Here is a 25,784-nt window from a genome sequence, read left to right on the forward strand (position 1 = left end):
ATAAATTAAAATTTTGAGAATGAAACGTTATTGAAGCGTCAAATAACGAGAGAAAACGTTGCTTAAAAGTAGCATGAATTATGGACAGATCGAAAACCAAGATATTGCTAAGTTAGCAATATCTTTGAATACAAATAAGAAAGACAGAAACTAGACAATCATAACCATAAGTTTTAGTACGTAGAATCACTACCAACAATCGTTAAATTCTATTACTGACTGGCAATTTTAGGTCAATTTAGCGTATAATCCTAGGTAAATTTTTATTTGTTTCTATGTGATAGTAACCATGTGTTACGCTTTTTGTTGAGTTGTTACGACTCACTAATACAGCATGGTGATCAGGATGGATCGAGCAATCGCTCAATATGCCAATAAAATATTGGCTAAGAAATTGCTAAAAAGGACTATCTGAAAAAATCTCAACCAATAGTCTCTAAACCATCGATTCTGCGGTATTTAACCTTAATTAGATGTCTTGCAAGTCCCTATCACTAGCTAACTATATTAAAACCGTTACGATTAAAACTATAGCAGCTTATAATAAGTGAAGTTTGCTTATCAGTTGCTTAGCTAGTTTGTCTTTTAACCAGTATATCATCTACCTTAATAGATCGTTATTTGGCCACACTCTTATTCTATCGAATATCTTTAGACGATATTCGTAAGCGAGAAAGGGTCAAACATACTGGTGTTACAAGTTTTAAATTTCAATGAAACGTGTGATAAAGCCATTTGTATTTAAACCAGTCTCTTTTAGCCATGTGCTGTAGCGATTGATTTCGATGAAACGGTTTTAGCATACACCTTGGTAGCCAGTCGCCACTTTGGTAATTCGAATAAGACGTTAACGTGTTGTTAAGGAGTCTAAGGTCAGCGTTAATACTCTTACTAGTAGTTATGATCATGTATTGTCTTCACAGAGCTTTCATCCCTATTTCACTATAAAGGAAATAGACGATTGAAGGCTTTGTTGAGTGATACAAACGTTCATGCTACCGATATACCAAACAGGACGTCTGGTATCGTTTTAGACTATGGACTAAGTTTTCGCTTATGATTACCATCAAAAAGGTTTGGATTTGCCCATCACTGGTGAACCCTCCCGCGAGATATCTGAGCACCAACCGACACATGTAGCACTTGTTGGCTATGATTATGTGGGTATGAAGCCCACTATGAATGTCAAAGAAGGTGACATTGTAGCCAAAGGTCAGCCCGTTTATGAAGACAAAAAACGTGTTGGCGTGATCTACACTGCCCCTGCTGCCGGTAAGGTCGTCGCTGTTAAACGTGGCGAACGTCGAGTGTTTGAGAGTCTTGTGATTGAGGTCGACCCGAATGGTGAAGAAGTAGACTTTGAGCGCTATGACTCACAGCAGCTTGCTGACCTAGACTCTGAAGTCGTTGAAACCCAACTGATTGCCTCTGGCGAATGGACGGCGTTCCGTACGCGTCCTTATAGCCGCGCACCCGAAATCGGTGCTCGTCCACATGCTATCTTTGTCACAGCAATGGATACCAATCCACTTGCCTTTGACCCGATGCTTGTGATCAATGAGCAGCTACAAGCGTTTAATGATGGACTTGCTGTATTATCTACGCTCAGTCCAAAGACCTTTGTCTGCCATCACGGCGATACCCAACTGACACCAGTTGCAAAAACTGCAGCGAATAACGTCACTGAGTATCATGGTTTTGCTGGTAAGCATCCAGCTGGTCTTGCTGGTACGCACATTCATTTCTTGCATCCTATCAGCCGCGGTGTGACCGTATGGACGATTGGTTATCAAGACGTGATCGCCATCGGTAAATTGTTTACGACAGGTCGTCTATATACACGTCGCATGGTGAGCTTAGCAGGTCCTGCTGTCACTAACCCGCATTTGGTTATGACTGAGCGTGGTGCTGATATCACTGCATTGACCAAAGGTAAACTGGCTGCTGGCGAGAACCGTATCATTTCAGGTTCAGTATTGTCTGGTCGCAAAGTGTTTGAAAACATCGCCTATTTGGGTCGTTTTCACAATCAGATCAGCGTATTGACTGAAGGCCGTGAGCGTCCTGCGTTCCACTTCTTTACTCCAGGTAAAAACCGCTTCTCAAAACTGCCTATTTATATTTCGCAGTTCTTTGGTGGTAAAAATACGACTTTACTACCACAAGTAACGGCTCACCACGAGCGATGGTACCAATCGGTGTCTATGAAGAAGTCATGCCACAAGATTATCTACCAACTCAATTACTACGTGCATTGATTGTCGAAGACATCATTAGTGCCGTAGATTTGGGTGTGCTTGAACTGGACGAAGAAGATTTGGCACTATGCACCTTTGTATCTCCTGGCAAATATGAATTCGGTGATATTTTGCGTGATAACTTAACGCGCATTGAGCTGGAGGGCTAACCACGATGAAATTTTTACACAATATGTTCGATCGTATGGAGCCATCTTTCACCAAAGGCGGCAAACACGAAAAGTACTACGCTATTTTTGAGATGTTTGATACGTTCTTACGTCAACCAAGCTCAACCACTTATGCGTCATCACATGTACGTGACGGGATTGATCTAAAACGTATTATGATTACCGTATGGCTATGTACCTTCCCAGCGATGTTTTGGGGTATGTACAACATTGGTCATCAAGCACTAACCGCTATCGCTCAGCTTGGCTTGCAGCCTGAAGGCTGGCGTACTGTGATCACTAGCATGGCAGGCTATAACCCAGACAGTATCTGGGCAAGCTTCGTCTATGGTGCGATGCAGTTTTTGCCTATTTACATCGTGACGTTTGCGGTAGGTATTCTCTGTGAGATTATATTTGCTGTCGTCCGTGGACACGAAGTTAACGAAGGTTTCTTTGTGACTTCAGTTCTATTTGCATTATGTCTACCACCTGATATTCCTTTATGGCAAGTTGCCCTAGGTATTATCTTCGGTGTGGTTGTCGCAAAAGAAGTGTTCGGTGGTACTGGTAAAAACTTCCTTAACCCTGCCCTATCGGGTCGTGCATTCTTATACTTTGCTTATCCAGCCTATATGTCTGGTGACTCAGTATGGACAGCAGTAGATGGTTTCTCAGGTGCGACGCCTCTTGGCCTTGCAGCCCTCGGTGTAGTACCTCAGGACTTCGTCGACGTCTATGGTAATGCCATCACGTGGAGTGATGCATTCTTAGGTAACATGCAAGGCAGTATCGGTGAAGTATCGACGCTGGCTATCCTAATGGGTGCGGCAGTATTGCTATGGACGCGTATCGCTTCTTGGCGCATTATGGCAGGTTGTGTGGTCGGTTTAATTGCTACGTCTCTTGTCTTTAATATGATTGGCTCTGAAGACAACATGATGATGAGCTTGCCGTTCTACTGGCACTTGGTTATCGGTGGCTTTGCTTTCGGTGCTGTATTTATGGCAACCGATCCAGTATCAGCTGCGCATACAAACAAAGGCCGCTGGGCTTACGGTATCTTGATTGGTTTTATGACCGTATTGATTCGCGTCATCAACCCTGCTTTCCCAGAAGGCATCATGCTGGCCATTCTATTCGCCAACTTATTTGCTCCATTGTTTGATTACTTTGTGACTCAAGCAAATATCAAACGCCAAACCGCTCGGAGGGTTCGCTATGTCCAAGCCCAAAAGTAATAACGCGAAAACCATCAGTGTGGCTTTGACGCTATGCTTGGTGTGTTCAGTGTTGGTTTCAGCAGTGGCTGTTGGTCTAAAGCCTGCGCAAGTCGAAAACGCACGTTTAGACCGCAACAAAAACATCTTAGTCGCGGCTGATATGTATGACGCTGAGTCTGATACAGCAGATGATGTCGCCGAACGTTTTAAAGATTTTGAAGTCAAAATCATTGATTTAAACGAAGGTACTTATCTCGATGATGATGCGCTAAAAACTGCTGGCATCCCTGATCGTAATGCTTATGACGCCAGTCAAGCGACAAAAATCAAGCTTTAAGTGAAGACTTGGGTGACAACGATCCTGCTGGTATTGGTCGTAAGCCAAAATATGCCAAAGTCTATGTCAAGAATGATGACGCAGGTCAGCCAGAAACGGTTGTATTGCCAATTCAGGGCTACGGTCTATGGGGCACTATCTATGGTTTCTTAACGCTCGAAAGTGATATGAATACCATCAAAGGTATCAGTTTCTACGAACATAAAGAAACCCCAGGTCTTGGCGCTCGTATCGAAGAGCCAGAATGGCGTGCAAAGTGGAGCGGTATCGAGTCTTATGATGAGAATGGTAACGTTGCCACTGGTGTAACCAAAGCTGGTAACCCAAAAGAGAACTGGGTTGATGGCATTAGCGGTGCAACATTGACTAGCCGCGGCGTCAGCAACATGATTCAGTTTTGGTTGGGTGAGCAAGGTTATAAGCCTTATCTAGATACGCTACGCGAAAAGAGCGGCCAAACGGTTGAAGGTGCAGACACGCAAGCAAATCAATCAAAGCCGGCAGCTCAACCTAAAACCGAATTGGCAGCCAAGCTACCAGTAGCAAATGGCAAGGAGGCATAACATGGCTGACACTAAAAGCATTTTAACCACGCCTATCTTTGATAATAACCCTATTGCCCTACAGATCCTTGGTATCTGTTCGGCATTGGCTGTCACCACCAGCATGGCTAACGCTATGGTCATGTGTGTGGCATTGACCTTGGTAACGGCATTTTCAAGCTTCTTTATCTCGATTATCCGTAAGCAGATTCCATCAAGCATTCGTATCATCGTACAGATGACGATTATTGCTTCGTTGGTTATCTTGGTTGATCAGGTACTAAAAGCAGTGGCTTATGACGTCAGTAAAGGTTTGTCAGTTTTCGTTGGTTTGATCATCACTAACTGTATCGTTATGGGCCGTGCTGAAGCATTTGCTATGAGCAACCCACCAGTCCCAAGCTTTTTAGACGGTATTGGTAACGGTCTTGGTTACTCAGCAGTATTACTATTCGTTGCAACTATCCGTGAGCTATTGGGTGCTGGTACTTGGTTCGGTATTACGATTCTACAGCCAGTTACTGATGGCGGTTGGTACATACCAAACGGTCTATTACTGTTACCACCATCAGCGTTCTTTATCATTGGTTTGTTCATCGCTGTTGTCCGTATCTGGAAACCAGAACAAGTTGAAGAAGCTGAGTTTGTAATGAAGCCGCAGTCTAAAGGCATGGCACATGGAGGCGGTCACTAATGGGACATTATGTTAGTTTATTTATAACCTCAGTCTTTATTGAGAACATGGCGCTTGCCTACTTCTTAGGCATGTGTACTTTTTTGGCCGTATCCAAAAAGTCTCTACAGCGATTGGTCTAGGTGTTGCTGTTGTTGTCGTGATGGCAATTACCGTTCCACTAAACAATTTACTATTCCAGTTCATCCTAAAAGATGGTGCGCTGGCATGGGCAGGTTTCCCTGATATCGACTTGAGCTTCTTAGGATTGCTAAGTTATATCGGTTTGATTGCAGCCACCGTACAGATCCTAGAGATGTTCTTGGACAAGTTTGTACCGAGTCTATATAACGCGCTTGGGGTATTCTTACCACTAATCACCGTAAACTGTGCCATCTTAGGTGGTGTATTATTTATGGTTGAGCGTGACTATAACTTTGGTGAATCTGTTGTCTATGGTGTGGGTGCAGGCTTCGGTTGGGCACTTGCTATTACAGCATTGGCGGGTATCCGTGAAAAGCTAAAATACTCAGATATTCCAGCACCGCTACGTGGTCTTGGTATTACTTTTATCACGGTTGGTCTTATGTCGCTCGGCTTTATGTCGTTCGGTGGTATGTCCATCTAAACCGCTAAGCTCAAAGCTTTCATTAGCTATTTGACTTATTTAATTCATTTATTCGGTAGAGGTTTGGGTACAGCATAGATTATGCCCACACCCCTACCCCATAGATTAAGGATACCTACCATGGATTACGCTACGGCGATTGGTGGCGTTGCTATGTTTACCTTGATCATCATGGGCCTTGTCGCTATTATTTTGGCGGCACGCTCAAGACTGGTCAGTTCAGGCGATGTTACTATCCATATTAATGATAATCCCGATAATGATGTGGTGACACCAGCTGGCGGCAAACTACTACAAACGCTAGCGGGCGAAGGTATATTTTTATCTTCAGCTTGTGGTGGTGGTGGTACTTGTGCGCAGTGTCGTTGCCGCGTTATTGAAGGTGGTGGTTCTATTTTGCCCACCGAAGAAGGCTATTTTACTCAAGGTGAAATCCGCAATCACATGCGCTTAGCTTGTCAGGTAGCTGTTAAGCAAGACATGAAAATTGAGATTGACCCTGAGTTCTTTGATGTACAGAAATGGGAATGTGAAGTTATCTCTAACGATAACGTTGCCACTTTCATTAAAGAGCTGGTACTAAAAATTCCAGAAGGCGAAGAAGTAAACTTCCGCGCTGGTGGTTATGTACAGTTGGAAGCGCCACCGCATGAAGTACACTACAAAGACTTTGTGGTTGATGAAGAGTATAGAGAAGACTGGGAAAAATTCGGTATCTTCAACTATGTCTCAAAAGTTGATGAGCCAGTTATCCGTGCTTACTCAATGGCTAACTATCCTGAAGAGAAAGGCCTCATCAAATTTAACATCCGTATCGCAAGTCCACCGCCACGTGGTCCTGACGGTATTCCACCAGGCAAAATGTCTTCATGGGTATTTAGCTTAGTACCTGGTGACAAAGTGACAGTTTCAGGTCCTTATGGTGAGTTCTTTGCCAAGAAGACCGAAGCTGAAATGATATTTGTCGGTGGTGGTGCTGGTATGGCCCCAATGCGCTCACATATCTTTGATCAGCTCAAACGCCTGAACACTGACCGTAAGATTAGCTTCTGGTATGGTGCTCGTTCTATCCGTGAGATGTTCTACGTTGAAGACTACGATCAGCTAGAAGAAGAGTTCGATAACTTTGAGTGGCATGTTGCGCTGTCTGACCCATTACCAGAAGATAACTGGGAAGGTCCAACAGGCTTTATCCATAACGTATTGCTCGAAAACTATCTGAAAGATCATCCAAACCCAGAAGACTGTGAATACTACATGTGTGGGCCACCGATGATGAACGCTGCTGTGATCGATATGCTACACAGCTTGGGCGTAGAAGACGAAAACATCATGCTTGATGATTTCGGTGGTTAAGTTAGAGACTTAATCTGACAGCACAAATCTAAGAATAAAAAAGAGTCTCAATTGAGGCTCTTTTTTTGTGTGATTTTAGCAATCATTGTGGTTGTTGAGACTACAAATCTAACTGGTAGATCAGCATTGCTATCCTATATCATGAACGCTCTAAATATTAAGAAAGGATGCTTATGAAAACCAAATACAAAGATCTAACCATTTGGATAACGGGTGCTTCTAGTGGTATTGGGCAAGCATTGGCGATTGCCTTTGCCAAGCGTGGTGCTAGAATTATTCTCAGTGGCCGTGATAACCAAAAACTAGAATCCGTCAAGAAAAGCTGCAAGCGTGCGAATAGGCATATTGTCATTCCGTTTGATATCAGTGATGCCAATCAAACCAAAGAAGCTTATGCTACTGCTAAAGCTCAGGTAGGAAAAATCGATTGGCTCATTAATAATGCTGGCATCAGTCAGCGTTCGCTCATCATGGACACGGCTGAAGAAGTTGAACGCCAAATCATGGAAATAGATTACTTTGCTCAGACGCGTCTTACCAGACTTGCGTTGCCTGACATGATTGCACAAGGCGGCGGCAAAGTAGTTATGATATCTAGTGTGGCAGGTTTATTGGGTACGCAATATCGCGGTGCTTATGGGGCAGCCAAGGCAGCGCTGCATATGTGGGCAAACAGTTTGCGAGCTGAGCTATATGACCAAGGTATCGAAGTAGCCACGATATTCCCCGGGTTTATCCAGACTAATATCTCTATCAATGCGTTGACTGGCGACGGTAGCGCACAGGGTACGATGGATGAGGCAACCAATAACGGTCTAACTGCGACTGAGTTTGCTAAACAAGTCGTGAAGGCGCTCACCAAGGGAGAGGAATATATCATCGTCGCTGGTCGTAAAGAAAAACTGGCCACACGGGTCAACCGCGTCTCTCCACCAAAACTCTATAAGCTCATACGTGAGTCACAAGTGAAATAATTCGCTCAACCGAACGAATTGTCGCTGAATGGTGCCTACATTGGTATTTTTGGGTTCAAGGGGTGTAAAATAAGCGTGGTTTGTTTTACACCCTACTCATTTCTACGCCATACCGAAAATATTATGAAAAACACTATATACAGCTCATCTTCCAAAAAACCTCTGCACCTTACCTTAGTAGGCGTCGTCAGCCTTGCTAGTACTTTAGGACTCAGCGCTTGCCAGCAAACCCCAGACTATAATTATCTGATCGGTGAGACGATGGGGACGAGCTATCATATTAGCTATCAGTTGCCTGATGATGCGGACGAAGCTGCCATACAAGCTGCGGTAGACGAGCGTCTAAAACAAATTAACGATAGCATGTCTACTTATCAAAATGACTCAACGATATCTACATTCAATCGTTTGGGCAAAGACAAACCTATCACTATCGATGCTGATTTTAGTCGTGTGCTAGATGTCTCGAAAATTGTCTATCAGCAATCTGGCGGTGCCTTTGACCCTACTGTTATGCCACTCGTAAACACATGGGGCTTTGGGAGTACCATGACGGTCGAGCGCCTACAAAGTCCACCGACTGCCGTTGAGATTGCTCAAGCAAAAGCATTGGTCGATTTTGAGAGTATCATAAAGAAAGATGACACCATCTATAAAACCAAAGACGGCGTTGGTTTAGATTTTTCTGCTGTTGCCAAAGGTTATGGCGTCGATGTCATCGCTGACGTATTGAGAGAGGATTATCAAATTCGTAATTATATGGTTGAGATTGGCGGTGAAATAGCCACTTCTGGTGTCAATAATCAGCAGCAACCATGGCAAATTGCGATTGACGCTCCTATTGAAGGCAGTACTGTCAGTGAACGTCAAACCATATCTGCTATTCGCCAACCAAAGAATACGGCTAGCCAAATGCATCTAGCGACCTCTGGTAACTATCGCAACTCTGTTATATTCGATGGCAAACGCTATAGCCATACTATCGACCCGACAACGGGTAACCCTATTGCAGGCGGCGCACCTTCAGTCACTGTCGCAGCTGACTCTGTGGCGTTAGCGGATGCATGGGCAACCGCCCTTACCGCGATGCCTTATCACAAAGCACTAGATCTCGCTAAAACGCAAAATCTAGCAGCCATGTTTGTGGTGCTAGCTGATGATGTAAAAGCAAAAGGTTCTGACGATATGTCTAACGAAGCTGCTGACGATGATATTGACGACTGGCAGGTGGTACAGACACCAGCGATGAAAGCGTTACGTGCTGATAAAAAGCTATAAACGTTCTTCAAGATCTAGACAGCACACTCTAAAAGCCATTAATGAGTGATAGATGTGAAACAAGAGAATACGTTAACGCACAACGAGCCGCACTAAAATTTGCTATACTATTATACAGTTGTTATTAACGGTGCTTAGCTGTCATCAACTTAGACAGCACTACTAATAACTGCCCTATTTTTTAAAATGAGGTTTCCTCTATGCTTAGCCAACTGCTTCCTATGCTTGCCATTACTTTTACCGTATTTGTCCTATTCTTTATTTTTATGGGCGTCGGTTATATGGTCAAAAAAAGCCGCTTAGAGGATCTTGTGGCGGTGTTGCCAAATTGATGGGCGATGAAAATTGCTCGTTTTGTGGTAATGATCCCAATAAGTGCGATTCACTAATCGCTGAACAGCAAGAGAATGCATTAAGAGCTGCTCAATTGGGTAAATCGGTTTAATAGCCTATTGGTTACCATACGCTGGTAGCGTTTACCTGACATATTTTCTTATAATAGCGTCAAGTCCTGTAAAAGTGACTTGGCGCTATTTTTATTGTGCGATAAGACTGCTCATTTAAGATTCCTTATTATCGCCATCTCTTATTATCACTGTTCTAAAGCCGTAACTCGAAGTAACCACACATACATTTTGACTAACTTGCCTGCCAATTTAGCAAAGTCAGTTAAGCGAATGTATGTCTTACGCGCTACATATATTTTTCGGTCGCATTTAAGATATCGATTACCGTTTAGGTACGTGTCTGGGTAAATGCTCTCTGGTGTTATTTTATAAGCGGCGATTTCTTGGCGCTGTCTAATAACGTGTTCTTTTTCGCTGTCATCGTTGTGCTGCTATGTCTACCTCGTCCAATCTATCTGCTTCATCTAGCCTGCCATCCTCGCGCTTTACCTTTTGGTTGGTGCTGTGTGCCATGGTTCTGCTAGCCACCAATATGCGTGCGCCTATCGTCGCACTAGGTTCTATCGCCCCAGTGGTAAAAGACGCGCTTGATATCTCTGAGTTTCAGATAGGCTGGCTAGGGGCAGTACCTATGCTGAGCTTTGCCGTTGGTGCGCTGATTTCCCCAACCATTGGCAAGCGATTCGGACTAGAAAACACACTGATTGCTATGATTGGGCTATTGACGGTAGGAATGGTTATCCGTACTGCTATCCCGACGTGGAGTGGGTTTTTAATTGGTACTTTGCTACTTACCCTCGCCATCGGCTTCGCTAATACTTTAGCAGCACCGGTCATTAAACAACGTACCCCTCAACATATTCCGCTAATTACAGGGTTGTTCAGTTTAACGATGACCACAGCAGCAGGTATCGTTGCAGGCGTCGTATTACCGTTATCTGCGCAAGTAGGTTGGCAGTGGGCATTAGGCGGTTGGACAATACTGGGTGTTTTTGCTTTCGTGATTTGGTTGTTCTTACGTGTGCGGTTGGGTTCATCCAACCATCAAGCAGTTATCCCTGCGGCGTTAGGTTCTTCTGATATCTCTATGTGGCGAACCACATTTGCGTGGCAAATTGCGATTTTTATGGGATTGCAGTCATTATTGTTTTACACCGTTGCCAGTTTTTTACCATCGATTTGGGTCAGTAAGGGACTATCTGCCGTCAGTGCTGGACAAATGGGTTCTGTATTTCAGTTTATGGCACCGGTTTCTATCTTAAGTTTAACTTGGTTGGTCAATCGTGGCCGCCCTATTCAAGCGCTAGCGGTGTTCGCCGCTGTGCTAAATGTCATTGGTATATTGGGCGTCAGTTATCTATCGACTGACTTGGCATGGCTATGGTCAGGTATGATGGGCATGGGCTGTTCGGCGATTTTCACCTTGAGCATGATGCTGTTCTCTATGCGCACCTATACGACCAATCAGGCAAGTGAGCTGTCTGGTATGGCTCAAGCAGTTGGTTATATCATTGCGTTTTTGGCCCATTGGGCACAGGCTGGCTCCATGAAACAACGGGCAGTTGGAGTATGCCGCTTTTTATTATGTTGATACTGATGATTGTCAACGTCGTGATTGCTTGGCTTGTTAGTCGTCCAGTGATGGTCGATGGCAAATATATTTGATTGCTATAAGCCTTTGTTATTCATAAGGCCATAATTGCTAACGCGCAATAAAGCGGCTTTAAATTAACCTTAGGGCAATATAGGTCACTGTCTTATTTTGCTATAGTCAGTTCAATATAACTTAGATACTTAATATAAGCTGGATACTCAATATAATCCGGATAAAAGGAAGGTGAGTGACAGTACTACCAATAGTAGACTGAGCGAGCCTGACGATTCATCCGACTGATACCGTATCTGATTTAGATAGGATTTGACTATACCTTGGTTTGATTGCATATAGGACATAACACCCATGATGAATTTCCCTTCTCGTTTTGCTCAGCCCTTGCCTGCTATCGCCATGCTCGCAGCTGTAATGGCTATCAGTGGCTGTCAAAAAGATACTGAAACCACATCTGCTACTGATACGCAGAGTACCAATACTGAAGTGACCAACAGTCAAGCTAGCACTGCTCCAGTAGCAACTGAAAACGCAGCATCAACTGATCAACAGGTCAATTCGTCATCACTTACTATTTTAGCGCTTGGTGACTCACTGACAGAAGGTCTGGGAGTGGATAAAGATGACAACTATCCTGCTCAGTTAGAAGATCGTCTGCAAGAGATGGGCTACGCTAACGCCAAAGTTATCAACTCAGGCTTGAGCGGTGAAACCAGTACGGGATTGGTCAATCGACTGGACTGGGTATCGCAAACCAAACCTGACATCACCATATTGACTATCGGTGCCAACGACGCCATACGTGGTATCGATGTGGCAACCATTGAAGCCAATATTCGTACTGCGGTTAAGCACCTACAGGACAATGGCAGTGTCGTCATCTTAGGCGGTATGTCGATCTATGACAATCTAGGCAGTGAATACGTTGCGGCATTCTCAGACATTTATCCTCGTGTTGCTAAAGACATGAACCTGACACTTATTCCGTTTTTCTTAGAAGGCGTTGGCGGTGACCGAGAGCTCAACCAAGCGGATGCGATTCACCCGACTAAAGAGGGCTACGAGATTATCGTTAATAACAATATCTTGCCTATTCTAGAGCCTAAATTAAATGAACTAGAAGAGTTAAAAACAGCCGATACCGATAGCATAGCTACGACTGCTCAAGACAATACGATAAAAAATAAGACAAACGAGACTACTTAACGAGACCATTAAACGAGATACTGTAATGACATCATCATCTTCGACTGCCACAGCAACGCCACAAGCAGACGCTAAGACACAAGCCCTACTGACCGCCTCACAATTAAATAAAACCGTGCAAGTCGGTGAGCAAAAGTTGTCCATCATTAAAGACGTGGATATTTATGTCAATGCTGGCGAGTTTGTGGTCATCATGGGTAAATCAGGCTCGGGTAAATCTACTTTGTTAGGACTACTTGCCGCGCTAGACTATCCCGATAGCGGTACGGTATCGCTGGCAGGTCAAATGCTTAGCAATCTTGACGAAGATGCGCTAGCCGTCATTCGTCAGCAAGATATGGGCTTTGTCTTTCAGTCGTTTCATCTACTGCCCACACTAACCGTCGCTGAAAATATTGCCTTTCCACTTGATATTGCCAGACGTCCAAACCCAACACGAGTAGACGAGCTGATAGATGCGGTCGACTTAGGTCATAGACGTCACAGCTTACCAAATCAGTTGTCAGGTGGTGAGCAGCAGCGTACAGCGGTGGCACGTGCGCTAGTATCGCATCCAAAGATTGTGTTTGCAGATGAGCCAACGGGCAACTTAGACGAGCAAAATGCCGATCAAGTCATGCAGCTACTATTGGACTTACGCCAACAGGTTGGCTCGGCACTGGTGGTCGTGACTCATGACCCTGCACTTGCCGAGATGGCAGATCGCGTCATCACCATGCATGACGGCCGCATTGTACCTACATGAATAACTGGATTGTATCTTAATGAATAGTAAGCCCACAGACAACAAATCGACTGATACAGAAAAAACTGATACCAGTATGCATCAAGAGTCCAGTTATCCCAGCGGCATCCTTAGTCAACTATTTACCCGTACCCTAGGCTCGCAAGCACTCAGCCGTAGCTGGTGGCAGCGCTGGGTATATCCTGTGTTGTTTCTACTGACTTTGACCTTGTCGCTTGCAACCTACCTGACCCTCGACTCTGTGCAGCAGTCTGTCGATAGCTACATCAATGACAATCAGCGCGCGCTCGTTGGTGGGGATCTAATCCTAAACAGTAAACAAGACTGGCCAAGCGAAGTATTGTCACAGGTAGAAACTCTCCCTAATACACAGACCGTGTATGACTATCAGTTTAGCGCCATGCTGGTCAACGATGAGCAAACCTTGCTTGCCAGCGTTAAAGCCGTCTCGCCCTCGTATCCCCTATACGGCACAGCGGAGCTTGCTTCCAGGACAGCCACTGTGGAATCAGCTAACATCTGACAGTGTGATCGTCGCGCCAGAAGTACTCAGTAGTCTACAGGCCGATATCGGCGACCGTATCACCATTGGCGATGCGCAGTTTACGATCAGTGATGTACTGACCAAAAAGCCTGACCGTCCGCTGACTACCTTTGGTTTTGGTGGGCGTGTGTTAATGAAACAAGATGCACTTCCGTCAACCAACCTATTGGGTCAACGTAGCCGCATAAACTATCGTATCGAGATGGCAGGCGACCCAGAGCTAATAACCACGCAGCGTGAGCAGCTTACAGATATCCTGACCAATTATTCTGATATCGAGCTCTCTGATGCAGAGTCCGCAGACACTTCTGTCTCGCGTATCTCTGATAATGTGCTGATGTTCTTAAAGCTACTGGTCATCGCGGTGTTGCTACTATCTGCGGTCGCTATGTATGGCGTCATTAGTGCGTTTGTTAGCAAGCAGCAGTCCAATAATGCCATTCGCTTGGCGCTAGGCGAACCGCTTGGCTCACTCAAACGTAGCTACTATCAATTGCTCATCGTAACGACCGTCATCGCTTGTATCGCAGCGATTGCCCTTAGTCTGGGCTTGCTCAAAATCGGCCAGCCATATCTGGTGGCTATCTTGCCTGCCGATGTGGGTCTAGCCATCAATCCAATCAGTGCTATTAAAACCATTGTGATTGCCTTAGCTCTGACACTACTGATTGCACAGCGTGGTTTAAGCGCACTTAACACGACCAAACCCGCTACCTTACTCAATCAAGGAGCGAGCACGCAGACACAAAATTTGCCTTGGTATCGACGCGTGCCGCTACTGTGGTATGGCTTGGTGCTGGCAGGGTTGTATGCTTTCTTTGCTTATGAAGTTGGCTCACTGTCATTAGGCGCACAGTTATTGGGCGGCTTGATTGGCTTTGTGGCGATATTTTGGTTATTGGCGCGTGGGTGGCTCTGGTTGCTTAACAAGTTAGCAAGCAATACTAAGGTCAGTTGGATGCAGCGTATCGCCATCCATAACCTTGCGCGTAAAGGCAACCAATCAGCGTTGTTCTTTGTCACCTTATCACTATCGGTAGCGGTGCTGACGCTCATTACCACGCTCAATCACAGTATCAATGCGCAGTTTATCAATGCCTATCCTGAAGACGCGCCTAATCTGTTTTTGCTCGACGTGCAGAGCGATCAACATGACGATATTGATGCAATCATTGGAGCGCCTGTCACTTATTATCCCGTCATTCGTGCGCGTGTGGAGACAGCAAATGATGTGGCGGCAAAAGATATCGAGCCTGCTGATGGGTTTGATGATCCCACGCGTGTCTTTAACTTGAGCTATGCCGATACGGTCATGGAGACCGAATACATCACTGAATCGCTCACAGACGACGCGCTATACACCCCTATCGATGCGACAAATGAGCAAATCAAACCATTGTCTATCTTGGACACTGCTGCCAGTATGCTCAATGTCGGTATGGGTGATCAGGTACGTTTTAACATTCAAGGTATCGAAATCATCGGGCAAATTACCAGTATTCGCACGCGCTATGAGCGTGGCCCAAGTCCGTATTTTTATTTCTTGTTTGAACCGTCTGTCCTATCCGCTGCCCCGCAGATTCAGTTTGCCACTGCCCACGTATCAGAAGACGCCATTCCAGAACTACAAGGCAAACTGGTACGCGAGTTCCTGCTGTCACTACGATTGATGGGACGGCTATTGCGAAACAAATTCAAGAGCTGGTGGTACAAATGAGCCGCTTGGTCTATGTGTTTACCTTGCTTGCCCTACTCACTGGCGTCATGGTGCTGATCAGCTCGCTGTTGTCTACTTCGCAAGATCGTATGAAAGACAGCGCGTCATTTAGACTGCTCGGTATGCAAAAGCGCGATCTGTATATGCTCAATATCCTAGAGCTGGGTGTGCTTGGTCTTAGCGCGGCGACGTTTGCGGTGGTCATCGCCAGCGTTGGCGCATGGGCAGCAATCACGCAATGGTTTAATCTACAATTTAGTGTGCCGTGGACGAGCTTGGCTATTGGCGGTGCGGCATTAGTTGTATTACTGTTTGCCATTGCCATTATTTATGTGAGATTGGTGATTGGACGCGGGATTATGGCTAGGGTTAGGGCGATGATTTAGAGGTTATATTTGAAGACTTAGCAGAGATTAATGAAAGGTTAGTTTTTACAGCTAATCCTGCTTCAGATCGATAAGCTATAAGATGATATAGTTGAATGTGATTTAACGTTTTGAAAACAATTTCAAAATTAGAAAAATCGACTTTACTTCTATTAGGCTCTATTACTCTCTCTAAAAACTCTTTTTTACCATAAAATTTTGTTTGATCGGTTTTTTTATTAGAAGGATTAAATATTCGCTGATCAACTTTGGTTTGAAGTACATTTGAATCATATAGCTTTTCTACATCAACATCTTTATCCAGCTGCAGAATATAAAGGTTATTGTAAACGTGATAAAACAACATTATCCCTACTGTCGGAATATTTATTTTTTAATAGTTTTATCGAATAATTTCTCAGCCATTTTGATGACATCGTTACCTGCTTTATCACCATCTAGAAGAATAATGCAAGGGAACTTGCTGATAGCTATTGATTTATCTATAAGCTGATATTCACTTAGAAATTTGTTTATCAGACCTGTTCCACCTTTCATACCAGTGAAATGCGAAAAACGTTTAGTATTACCTAAGTAGGTAAACTTTATACTGGTATTATGAGCATTATAGATAACTTTGTAAGCAATTCTCAAATGACGAGGGTCAGTAAAACCTTCACCTATCACTATTGTTCTGTATGGATAAATAAAATTGTAATGGAATAAAAATTTCGTATATAATTTTTGAAGACCTTTCATATCGCAATATTTAATATGGCCGTCATCTACCACCAGGTTTCTATCACGTTTAATATAATAAATAAAACTAAGTATTCCATTCAATGAGTTATCATTCGCTATGTTAACTCTCCTATGCTCAGAAGATTTGAAATACATACCTGTCATACAATATTGATTTACCATAGACCTAGTATATCTATAGTCAGTCCAAAATAGAAAAGGTACAATGCTTTTAAACCAAGCAAAGAGAAATATAAAAGATGACCTACTCAGCAGATTTTCGAGCACAAGTTATCAAAAACATTGAGCAAAAGACATGAGCATCCGTCAGGCCTGTATTTTTTATAATATCAGCAAGAGTACACTACAGCGCTGGCTTATAGACCCAAGCATCCAAACGACCAGAGTCAAAACGCCAAGCAGTATACCCAATGAAGCTCTTCTACAAGACGTTAATCAATACCCAGATGACTATCTATATGAGCGAGCTCGTCGTTTAAACTGTAGTAAATCAGGTATTGGCTATGCCTTAAAAAGATTAAATATCAGCCAAAAAAAGACCTTAGCACATCCAAAAGCGTGTTCAATAAAAAGAGCGGTATATAAGAATAAGCTTGATCATTTTAAGCAGCAAGGCTATCCCGTTGTCTATATGGATGAGAGTGGCTTTGAGGCTGAAACTATTCGTCCTTATGGCTACGCACCGATAGGTAAACCTTGTATTGATAGCTATAATTGGCAAGCTAAAAAACGTACCAATGTCATCGGTGCTCTGTATGAAAAGATGCTTTTTGCGCTTGATTACTTTGAGAAAAACATCAATGGCGATATATTCTATGACTGGTGCAAATATACGCTCATTCCAAGCCTTAAAACTAAATGCGTAATCGTCATGGATAATGCCAGCTTTCATAAACGAGTGAAAAGTCTTCTGAATAGGCATGGTCACAGGCTTTTATTTCTACCATCCTATAGTCCTGACTTAAATCCTATTGAAAAGAAATGGGCACAAGCTAAGTTTCTACGACAAGGTTGGATGGAGAATAATCTACCTAAACTATTTCATAATATGGGTTGTACTTCTTTTATTTTGGATTGACTATAGTATTCTTTTCTTATATTTACTTTTTTGTTTACGGATAAAGAAGTTACTTCTTGTCTTTCATTATTAGTATAAAGACGTGTTTTAGACTTATTTACTTCAAATCCTGAGGATTTAATAATTTTTTCTAATTGAAGACCTACAATCCAACGATCTTGTCGATGTACAGCAATTTGATATGGGAAGTCTTTGAGATTCGTAGAAAGTGTAATGTCATCCGCATATCTCGTATAATCAAGCTGATACTTTTTAGCTAAACGTAGAATCCTAATATCAAGGATACTGCTTATTAGATTACTAATAATAGGTGATAAAGGACTTCCTTGTGGTAGATATCCTTTCGTATTACCTGACTCTCTGTAAGTTGCAATTTGAGCTATAGTAACTGCAACGTCCACGTCTAAAAGAAAGTCATTATTTTTGACGAAGTAACCTACAATACGGGGAAAATCTATACTTTTGAAAAAATCTTTAATATCTAAATTAAATACGTACTTCTTATTTGTATGATTTTTTGCATTGCTGTAGATATCAAAACTAAACTTATTTAAATAATGCTCATTATCTATTGTGCGTCTAAAGCCATGAGAAGAAAAACTTAAAATTGAGACAGGTTTCGTTAACTTTGATATTCTGTTGCACTCTATTTCTTCGTAACAATTACTTAAGAGCGTTGCAAGTTTTTGTTGTAACCGCTTTAAATCAGTTTTAGGAGCTAATATATCTCTGCTTCCTCCTGTCTTCTTCGGGATAGTAAAGCTATGATATTTATTTTGTGGGCTTTGGGCATAGATTATTGCTGTAAATTGCTTAAGGGAATAGCCTAAAATAGTAGCTAAATCTTTTCTATCATTACATTTCTTTAGTGCTATTAAACTGCTCATGTTTTACATCATCTTGTTTGGTTCCTTCTGGGAACTCATGTGGTCACAGTACAAATAACATTAATACCAGTCGAACCCTCCAAAGCCTTATAGGACTCAGACAGAAGTTCTTACATTGTCAGAACAGGTTGCGATACGCATCCCAAGGATCTTCCCAGAAGGGAATAGTCAGGTTATATCAAACTTGTTGTTTATTCAAGATTATAGTTAAAAAGACAACATGAGTTACGTATTGACTTTATGCTCTATGAGAACTTGACAAATTTGAACCATCCTACGTCAAACCAAAACGCCCTCTATTCATCTAGAGGGCTTTTTTTGGTTCATAAGCTGTATAGACATTTAAACCAACATCAGCCACGCACTTTGCTTATTTTATAGCCCTCATTTGCTATACTAGCCCAACTTTATCGGTTAAATACCAACTTATAACACTTTCCCAAACAGCATGGTAGCCTTATGAAATTCTCAAAGTTCGGTCAAAAATTTACCCAGCCCACTGGCATCTCACAATTGATGGATGATCTGGGCGATGCGCTAAAAAGCGATCAGCCAGTCAACATGCTGGGCGGTGGTAACCCTGCCAAAATTGATGCCGTTAATGAGTTGTTCTTGGAGACCTATAAGGCGCTGGGTGTTGATAATGATGCAGGCGTGCCCAATAGTAGCGCGATTATCAGCATGGCGAACTACTCTAATCCGCAAGGGGATGCCGCTTTTATCGACGCCTTAGTTGGCTTCTTTAACCGTCATTATGATTGGAACCTCACCTCAGAAAACATCGCTCTGACCAATGGCTCACAGAATGCGTTTTTCTATCTATTTAATCTGTTTGGTGGTGCTTTCGTTGATGAAAACAGTCAAGATGAAAAGAACCAATCTATCGACAAGTCCATTCTACTGCCATTGACCCCTGAGTATATTGGCTATAGCGATGTGCATGTGGAAGGTCAGCATTTCACCGCGGTATTACCGCATATCGATGAAGTGACGCATGATGGCGAGGAAGGTTTCTTTAAATATCGTGTGGATTTTGACGCATTAGAGAACTTGCCAGCCCTAAAAGAAGGTCGTATCAGGGCGATTTGCTGCTCACGCCCGACCAGCCCGACTGGCAACGTGTTGACTGATGACGAAATGGCGCATTTGGCTGAGATTGCCAAACGCTATGACATTCCCCTTATCATCGATAACGCCTACGGCATGCCCTTCCCCAATATCATCTACTCTGACGCGCATCTGAATTGGGATAACAATACGATTCTCTGCTTTAGTCTATCGAAAATTGGTTTGCCCGGTATGCGTACTGGTATTATCGTGGCCGATGCAAAAGTAATCGAAGCGGTTAGCGCAATGAATGCCGTGGTCAATCTAGCACCGACACGCTTTGGTGCAGCGATTGCTACGCCATTGGTAGAAAACGATCGTATCAAGCAATTATCTGATAACGACATCAAGCCGTTTTATCAAAAGCAGGCCACCCTTGCTGTGAAGCTATTAAAAGAAGCCTTGGGCAATTATCCGTTGGTCATTCATAAGCCTGAGGGCGCGATATTCTTATGGTTATGGTTCAAAGACTTGCCGATTAGCACGCTGGATCTATACGAGCGCCTAAAAGAAAAAGGCACGCTTATTGTACCAAGTGAGTACTTCTTCCCTGGCGTCGATGTTAGCGATTATCAGCATGCGCACGAGTGTATCCGCATGAGTATCGCCGCTGATGAGCAGACACTGACTGATGGTATCAAAGCCATTGGTGAAGTGGTACGTGAGCTTTATGATGAGAGATAGGTTGGCACTATAATATGACTTTGCGTGAGGCCTCTATGCGTTACGAATTTGAAAATTTGAAAATCAGTAGAGAAAAAGATACTCGCTAGGTAAAGAAACCACTACTAATAAATATTACTTATCTTTTCCAGTTAGTCCGCCAAATCATAGGTATGTTGAGTATGAAGAATATTATGAAATTTCTTTTGAACAGCTCAATGACTTTTTAGAAAACGAAGATTCATTAATAGAATTTTTGGATAAATGTAGAAGAAGAAAAATGGATAATTTATTTCTCTTTTATCCTATAGCTCTTATTAGAGGTTATCCAAATTAGATTACCCGCTTGAAAAAAACGGACTTATTAATAGTCTGTTTTTTTATGTCGCTTGGTCAGTGAGGCAGGCTTGCTGGTTGGATGGAATATCTTAGTCCACTTATTTAACGCATAAAGCACATAAGACAGCATGCACGTATTGATCAAATCACGGATGCTGGCGGTCAGCTGCTCACGGCTTAAACCAGCCAAACCAAGCGACTCAATCGTCTCTCGATTGTCCAAATATTCACCCAATAATGCAATACAAGTCACTATTACTAAGGCGACAAAAGACCTGATACCTTGCTTTTTAAAAATAGGACGCAGTAATACCAAACACAGCAAATAGACACCAATACCGACATAGATGTGCAAAGCATCTTTGGCCAGCCCTGTTGTCTCGATAATGTTCATTTTAAAGGCAGTAAAATCCACTATATATTCCAAATATAAGCCAGTAGAAAACAACTGAGGGTATCACTAAACAATGATGGCTAAAAGTAGTCGCTAAAAAGTGATAGCTGAGAATAAAAAAGGCAGATTATATAATTGATAATCTACCTTATGCTAAATTAAATATTCACTGCGCGTTTATCATCTACTTACACATCCCACTCGACGAAGTTCTTTAACAACTGCAAACCAGCAGTATGGCTCTTTTCTGGATGGAATTGAGTCGCAAATAGATTGTCTTGGATGACACTGGCACAAAATGGCTGACCATAATCACAAACGGCGGCCACTTGCGCGCTATCGGCAGGCTCACAGTAGTAACTATGCACAAAGTAAAAATGTGCATTGTCTTGAATACCATTCCACAATGGATGGTCAAAGTCCATGCCACTGATGGTATTCCAGCCCATGTGCGGTACTTTGATAGTCGCGCCTTGCTGGTCTTTCCACGTAGGGTCAAATGCTTCTACACTGCCCTTTAAGATGCCAAGACAATCTGTACCACCATTTTCCGCTGACTGCTCAAACAATGCCTGCATGCCTACACAGATGGCCATAACAGGCTTGTTAAATACTGCATGACGTATGACCTCATCAATCCCAGCATCATGCATACCAGCGATACAGTCACGCATGGCACCGACACCAGGGAAGACTATTTTATCTGCTGCAGCGACGACTTTGGGGTCGTTGGTGATAGAGACGTCTGCCCCGACCACTGACAAGGCTTTACTGGCGGAATGCAAATTACCCATACCATAATCTAGTAGTGCAACTTTGGTCACTTTAGCCATTAAAAGCCTCTTTGGTCGATGGCAAGGTATTCAACGCACGCTCATCATATTCACAAGCCATACGTAATGCACGAGCAAAGGCTTTAAAGGTGGATTCGATCTGATGATGGCTGTTTTTGCCTTTTAGGTTGTCCAAGTGCACCGTCATCCATGAGTGATTGACAAACCCGTAAAGAACTCACTGAACAAATCAACATCGAAACGGCCCACATGCGAGCGCGTAAAAGGGATATCCATGTGCAGTCCAGGACGACCTGATAGATCGACGACTGCACGAGTCAATGCTTCATCGAGCGGCGCATAAAAATGCCCGTAACGACGGATGCCTTTTTTGTCGCCCAATGCTTTGTTGAATGCTTGACCAAGCGTAATACCAGTATCTTCGACGCTATGGTGGTCGTCGATAAAGGTATCGCCGTTGCATTTGATGTCCAAATCAAACAAACCGTGACGCTTGATTTGATCAATCATATGATCCAAAAATGGTACACCAGTGTCTACCGTGCCTTTACCTGTACCATCCAGATTAACGGTACAGGTGATTTGCGTTTCGGCAGTGATACGCTCAACAGTCGCGATACGTTCAGGGCGACCATATAGATTTACGTTTTTTGACTCAGTTTGCTCAGATGTGGCAGCAGTCGTCGTTGCATTGGCTGTCATGGCTACTCTCTATCAGTTTTTTATCAGTGAAAAGCGGTCAATAAATAAGGCAAAAACCTGCCCAAAATATTTTACTAGTGTCTGGGTCCGCCCCTAGCAAAAATGTATTAGAAAATGATATATACAAAAAGATATCAACATATTAGGGCTTATATACCCTACATATTATATAACCTCATCATAGCAAACCCTAACATTTACTGCCACGACCAAGCGGTAAACCACGCACAAAATCACGTCATTCTGCTAAAATAGTGTGTTCAGTATTATCAATCATGACTCGCGCCGACTTTGAAGACCCTTATTTACGGTATTGCACGCTATGACATCGTGCTGTCTCATACTGCTTATTTATACTATAGAAACCCTCTATTTATAGGAACTGCTATGCCTTTAGAAGCGATCGCCATTAATAGTTTGGATGCGCCACTTATCAAAAAACCTGCTCGCGACAATGAGCTAGCAGAGCGCTTAGCAAGCGTTATACGATAGCGATGATGCGCAGCCTGACGGTCTCGAGGTATTAAATATCGTTGAGCAAGGGTTTAAACGTGGACAGTACCTCTATGTCGGTATGTTCAATGATAAGCCTATCGCCGCTGTCGCCTGCTTTGATGACGGGCAGACCAATGCTAAGCGCCTGCAATATCTCACTGTCCATCCGGAGAATCGTAAACGTGCTATCGATGCCAAGTTTATTAAACTGGTCTATGATTGCGAAGTTAGAAAAGGCGTACGTGAATTTGTCCCCGCGGACGCCGATATTCACCGTATCATGAGCGAGTACGAACTATTGCGTGTGAAAGACTAAACTGAGCGCTAAAACGGTGAATTTTACCAATATCTAATTATTTATCGTCTTTTATCAGATATAATGCAAAAATTGCTTGACAGCTGAGCCTATATTTAGTTTAATAGCGCCTCAACGAAGACGGCTCGATAGCTCAGTAGGTAGAGCAACGGATTGAAAATCCGTGTGTCGGCAGTTCGATCCTGCCTCGAGCCACCATTCGTTAATAGAATTCTAAAAAGCCCTGAACAGCAATGTTCGGGGCTTTTTTTATGTTTAAATTTTACCGTACTCTTTAGCGTTCGTTCTATTCATATGTTGCTCTTATTCGTATAGCCGACTACTATTCGTAAAAACGACCACGTAATAGTAAATTACAGCGCTCACGCGAATCCAAGTCGTATATAGTTGCGCGGTAATCAATACCGTGACGCCCCTCAAAAAATATCACTCGGTCGCCCACTGCCAAAAAACGAGACGTGCGCGCATCGTAGATAAAGCCATCTATCACAAATGCTAAATCGCGATCTATCTCGCGTACCGTATACGTCTCACCTTGCGGAATCAAACGTTCAAACCACGCGCTGTGGGCAGCCGTAGTAGCTAGTACGCTTATTGTTAACAACAGCCATGCTGCCGATATATTGCTAGGTAATAAAAAACGGTTCGGCTTCATGACACTTATCTTATTTCTGAACATAACATTTCTCGTAGCGCTCATCATATTAATAGCTTTTATACGTCTCAAAGCTAACTTTATCATAACCATTTTCACTTATCGCTTTTGATGCTAAATACCTACTGTCACGGTTGTATAACATTTCTATCCTGTTTTCTAAACAGCTTGGCTAAGTATACTCAATAACCATATACGAATAGATAAAAATAATAGGTCATAGATATGAGAGAGTTTGATTACGACTTGGATTATAAGAGTTTGGATTTGCGCGCTCAGCCCGAGTTGTACCGTGTCGGTCGCGGTGAGCAAGGCGTATTACTGGTAGAGCCTTATAAGTCTGAGATTTTACCCCATTGGCGTTTTGCGACTCCCGATATCGCCCGCGAGAGTAGTGAAGCTATCTATCAGATGTTTTTAGATTACTTGGCTGACGATGACTTCGTCGGTGCAGATATGGCGCGTAAGTTTATCCAAATGGGCTATACCCGTGCTCGTCGTTATGCCAATCACAAAGGTGGTAAAAAATATAAAGGCGCAGTACCTGATGACAAAAAAGGTCAAAGCGGTGCTCATGGCCGCGAAGAATTGCCACGACAAGAGGAAGATCCGAATCAAGGCAGAATCTGCACGGATTTTTAAAGTTAAATGGGATGAATGCCGTGAGAACGAAGATTATTTAAGAATGAAGAAAGAGCATCGTGAACGCTATAAAGATGTCGAATAGATGCTAATGCTCAAGACATTAAGCACAACAGATAAACTAAATTGACTGGTCTCAAAACGCTACTGTGCTAAGGTATGGCACGGTATGCTCAATATAATAAATACAACGATTTCCAATAGTGAGGAATAATGAATAAGCAGCTTTTAATTTTTGATTTTGATGGAACACTCATTGATAGCGTACCTGATTTGGCCGACGCAACTAACGCCATGCTAACCACATTGGGCAAAGAGACCTACCCTATCGAGACGATACGTAACTGGATAGGCAATGGTTCACGCCTGCTTGTAGAGCGCGCTTTGGTCGGCAAGGTAGAAGTAGCAGATGGCGAGCTAACGGTTGAGGAAGCCGATCATGCAGAGCAAATATTTTTGAGGCTTATAAGAATCTTAGTGGTAGTAAAACCGTTGCCTATCCAGATGTCGATGACGGACTCAAAAAACTGCATGCAGCTGGATATACACTTGCTTTAGTCACCAACAAGCCCATTCGATTTGTACCGAAGATATTGCAGTCGTTTGGCTGGCAAGACTTATTTAGTGAAGTGATGGGCGGTGACAGTTTAGCTGTCAAAAAACCAGACCCCGCGCCCCTACTACACGTCTGTGAGACTCTCAATGTCAGTGTTGATCAGGCAGTGATGATTGGAGACTCTAGAAACGATATGTTGGCTGGACAGAACGCCAATATGGACACGCTCGGCCTATCTTATGGTTATAACTACGGGCAAGACATTCGCGAATTAAATCCGACCGAAGCATTTGACCACTTTGCTGACTTAGTTGCTTGGATTATGAAAAATAAAATCTAGTCTATATGAAATCTATCGAATTATTATGATGTAACTTGCTCAA

Annotated in this window: 22 protein-coding genes, 1 tRNA gene and 6 pseudogenes; 22 read left to right on the plus strand and 7 right to left on the minus strand. The window is 43.1% G+C overall.

The genetic code is table 11. From position 1 onward, the window contains the following. The first annotated feature begins 1,076 nt into the window (after positions 1–1,076). From ACOBWA_RS14845 to ACOBWA_RS14915, 15 genes and pseudogenes are all read left to right on the plus strand, one after another. Positions 1,077–2,407, plus strand: a pseudogene (locus ACOBWA_RS14845) (Na(+)-translocating NADH-quinone reductase subunit A). A gap of 5 nt (positions 2,408–2,412) precedes the next feature. After that, the gene (locus ACOBWA_RS14850) at positions 2,413–3,648 is read left to right on the plus strand and encodes an NADH:ubiquinone reductase (Na(+)-transporting) subunit B (protein ID WP_057762164.1); all 1,236 of its coding nucleotides are present in this window, start codon (positions 2,413–2,415) and stop codon (positions 3,646–3,648) included. Continuing rightward, positions 3,629–4,530: pseudogene (locus tag ACOBWA_RS14855) on the plus strand (Na(+)-translocating NADH-quinone reductase subunit C). Before ACOBWA_RS14850 ends, ACOBWA_RS14855 begins: the two are co-directional and overlap by 20 nt. A gap of 1 nt (position 4,531) precedes the next feature. Next, positions 4,532–5,203, plus strand: a complete 672-nt coding sequence (locus ACOBWA_RS14860; RefSeq protein ID WP_101204727.1) for an NADH:ubiquinone reductase (Na(+)-transporting) subunit D — start codon at positions 4,532–4,534, stop codon at positions 5,201–5,203. Next, positions 5,203–5,810, plus strand: a pseudogene (gene nqrE, locus ACOBWA_RS14865) (NADH:ubiquinone reductase (Na(+)-transporting) subunit E). The gene ACOBWA_RS14860 and the pseudogene nqrE overlap by 1 nt, the downstream one beginning before the upstream one ends. Before the next feature lie 120 nt (positions 5,811–5,930). Further along, the gene (nqrF, locus tag ACOBWA_RS14870; RefSeq protein WP_201580160.1) at positions 5,931–7,166 is read left to right on the plus strand and encodes an NADH:ubiquinone reductase (Na(+)-transporting) subunit F; all 1,236 of its coding nucleotides are present in this window, start codon (positions 5,931–5,933) and stop codon (positions 7,164–7,166) included. A gap of 173 nt (positions 7,167–7,339) precedes the next feature. Beyond that, on the plus strand, positions 7,340–8,140 hold the full coding sequence (locus tag ACOBWA_RS14875; protein ID WP_420229784.1) for an SDR family oxidoreductase: 801 nt from the start codon (positions 7,340–7,342) through the stop codon (positions 8,138–8,140). 123 nt (positions 8,141–8,263) lie between these two features. Beyond that, positions 8,264–9,418 (plus strand): FAD:protein FMN transferase, encoded by a 1,155-nt coding sequence (locus ACOBWA_RS14880; RefSeq protein WP_420229785.1) that lies wholly within the window; start codon positions 8,264–8,266, stop codon positions 9,416–9,418. Between the two features lie 200 nt (positions 9,419–9,618). Beyond that, positions 9,619–9,863: pseudogene (nqrM, locus tag ACOBWA_RS14885) on the plus strand ((Na+)-NQR maturation NqrM). Between the two features lie 395 nt (positions 9,864–10,258). Further along, complete coding sequence (locus ACOBWA_RS14890) at positions 10,259–11,416, plus strand: CynX/NimT family MFS transporter (RefSeq protein WP_420229786.1); 1,158 nt, start codon at positions 10,259–10,261, stop codon at positions 11,414–11,416. Between the two features lie 369 nt (positions 11,417–11,785). Further along, the gene (locus tag ACOBWA_RS14895; RefSeq protein WP_420229787.1) at positions 11,786–12,640 is read left to right on the plus strand and encodes an arylesterase; all 855 of its coding nucleotides are present in this window, start codon (positions 11,786–11,788) and stop codon (positions 12,638–12,640) included. A 25-nt stretch (positions 12,641–12,665) separates the two neighbouring features. Next, on the plus strand, positions 12,666–13,385 hold the full coding sequence (locus ACOBWA_RS14900) for an ABC transporter ATP-binding protein (RefSeq protein ID WP_420229788.1): 720 nt from the start codon (positions 12,666–12,668) through the stop codon (positions 13,383–13,385). A gap of 19 nt (positions 13,386–13,404) precedes the next feature. After that, entirely contained in the window at positions 13,405–13,908 is a 504-nt protein-coding gene (locus ACOBWA_RS14905; RefSeq protein ID WP_420229789.1) for a hypothetical protein, read from the plus strand. After that, positions 13,799–15,646 (plus strand): ABC transporter permease, encoded by a 1,848-nt coding sequence (locus tag ACOBWA_RS14910; protein ID WP_420229790.1) that lies wholly within the window; start codon positions 13,799–13,801, stop codon positions 15,644–15,646. Before ACOBWA_RS14905 ends, ACOBWA_RS14910 begins: the two co-directional genes overlap by 110 nt. Beyond that, a complete protein-coding gene (locus ACOBWA_RS14915) occupies positions 15,643–16,032 on the plus strand; it encodes an FtsX-like permease family protein (RefSeq protein WP_420229791.1) in 390 nt (129 codons plus the stop codon). Before ACOBWA_RS14910 ends, ACOBWA_RS14915 begins: the two co-directional genes overlap by 4 nt. On the opposite strand, the gene ACOBWA_RS14920 is transcribed toward ACOBWA_RS14915, so the two are convergent. Both ACOBWA_RS14920 and ACOBWA_RS14925 read right to left on the minus strand, forming a co-directional pair. Further along, positions 16,016–16,378 (minus strand): hypothetical protein, encoded by a 363-nt coding sequence (locus ACOBWA_RS14920; protein ID WP_420229792.1) that lies wholly within the window; start codon positions 16,376–16,378, stop codon positions 16,016–16,018. The genes ACOBWA_RS14915 and ACOBWA_RS14920 overlap by 17 nt on opposite strands. 20 nt (positions 16,379–16,398) lie before the next feature. Further along, positions 16,399–16,917 carry a hypothetical protein gene (locus ACOBWA_RS14925; protein ID WP_420229793.1) on the minus strand — a complete coding sequence of 173 codons (519 nt, stop codon included), beginning with the start codon at positions 16,915–16,917 and terminating at the stop codon, positions 16,399–16,401. Between the two features lie 151 nt (positions 16,918–17,068). Here ACOBWA_RS14925 and ACOBWA_RS14930 point away from each other — a divergent pair, with 151 nt between their 5' ends. Next, the gene (locus ACOBWA_RS14930; RefSeq protein WP_420229794.1) at positions 17,069–17,851 is read left to right on the plus strand and encodes an IS630 family transposase; all 783 of its coding nucleotides are present in this window, start codon (positions 17,069–17,071) and stop codon (positions 17,849–17,851) included. On the opposite strand, the gene ACOBWA_RS14935 is transcribed toward ACOBWA_RS14930, so the two are convergent. Continuing rightward, on the minus strand, positions 17,815–18,738 hold the full coding sequence (locus tag ACOBWA_RS14935) for a reverse transcriptase domain-containing protein (RefSeq protein WP_420229795.1): 924 nt from the start codon (positions 18,736–18,738) through the stop codon (positions 17,815–17,817). The two genes, ACOBWA_RS14930 and ACOBWA_RS14935, sit on opposite strands and share 37 nt — an antisense overlap. Before the next feature lie 459 nt (positions 18,739–19,197). Here ACOBWA_RS14935 and ACOBWA_RS14940 point away from each other — a divergent pair, with 459 nt between their 5' ends. Continuing rightward, positions 19,198–20,529, plus strand: coding sequence for a valine--pyruvate transaminase (locus ACOBWA_RS14940; RefSeq protein WP_420229796.1), 1,332 nt, complete (start codon positions 19,198–19,200; stop codon positions 20,527–20,529). A gap of 343 nt (positions 20,530–20,872) precedes the next feature. On the opposite strand, the gene ACOBWA_RS14945 is transcribed toward ACOBWA_RS14940, so the two are convergent. From ACOBWA_RS14945 to hisB, 3 genes and pseudogenes are all read right to left on the minus strand, one after another. After that, positions 20,873–21,262, minus strand: coding sequence for a hypothetical protein (locus ACOBWA_RS14945; RefSeq protein WP_420229797.1), 390 nt, complete (start codon positions 21,260–21,262; stop codon positions 20,873–20,875). A 167-nt stretch (positions 21,263–21,429) separates the two neighbouring features. Beyond that, a complete protein-coding gene (gene hisH, locus ACOBWA_RS14950) occupies positions 21,430–22,074 on the minus strand; it encodes an imidazole glycerol phosphate synthase subunit HisH (RefSeq protein ID WP_420229798.1) in 645 nt (214 codons plus the stop codon). Continuing rightward, positions 22,067–22,737, minus strand: a pseudogene (gene hisB, locus ACOBWA_RS14955) (imidazoleglycerol-phosphate dehydratase HisB). Before hisB ends, hisH begins: the two are co-directional and overlap by 8 nt. 574 nt (positions 22,738–23,311) lie before the next feature. On the opposite strand from hisB, the gene ACOBWA_RS14960 reads away from it, so the two are divergent. Further along, complete coding sequence (locus ACOBWA_RS14960) at positions 23,312–23,548, plus strand: hypothetical protein (RefSeq protein ID WP_420229799.1); 237 nt, start codon at positions 23,312–23,314, stop codon at positions 23,546–23,548. 122 nt (positions 23,549–23,670) lie between these two features. Next, a tRNA-Phe gene (locus tag ACOBWA_RS14965) sits at positions 23,671–23,746 on the plus strand. Positions 23,747–23,870: 124 nt separating this feature from the next. On the opposite strand, the gene ACOBWA_RS14970 is transcribed toward ACOBWA_RS14965, so the two are convergent. After that, the gene (locus ACOBWA_RS14970) at positions 23,871–24,203 is read right to left on the minus strand and encodes a hypothetical protein (RefSeq protein WP_420229800.1); all 333 of its coding nucleotides are present in this window, start codon (positions 24,201–24,203) and stop codon (positions 23,871–23,873) included. A 225-nt stretch (positions 24,204–24,428) separates the two neighbouring features. Here ACOBWA_RS14970 and ACOBWA_RS14975 point away from each other — a divergent pair, with 225 nt between their 5' ends. The 3 genes and pseudogenes from ACOBWA_RS14975 to ACOBWA_RS14985 all read left to right on the plus strand — a co-directional run bounded on the left by ACOBWA_RS14975 (position 24,429) and on the right by ACOBWA_RS14985 (position 25,741). Then, entirely contained in the window at positions 24,429–24,845 is a 417-nt protein-coding gene (locus tag ACOBWA_RS14975; protein WP_420229801.1) for a DUF4385 domain-containing protein, read from the plus strand. After that, positions 24,778–24,930: a DUF4385 family protein gene (locus tag ACOBWA_RS14980; protein ID WP_420229802.1), complete on the plus strand. Its 153-nt coding sequence runs from the start codon at positions 24,778–24,780 to the stop codon at positions 24,928–24,930. Before ACOBWA_RS14975 ends, ACOBWA_RS14980 begins: the two co-directional genes overlap by 68 nt. A gap of 128 nt (positions 24,931–25,058) precedes the next feature. Then, a pseudogene (locus ACOBWA_RS14985) lies at positions 25,059–25,741 on the plus strand (phosphoglycolate phosphatase). Positions 25,742–25,784: the final 43 nt, after the last annotated feature.

The sequence above is a fragment of the Psychrobacter sp. ER1 genome (assembly GCF_048631835.1).
Taxonomy (GTDB): Bacteria; Pseudomonadota; Gammaproteobacteria; order Pseudomonadales; family Moraxellaceae; genus Psychrobacter.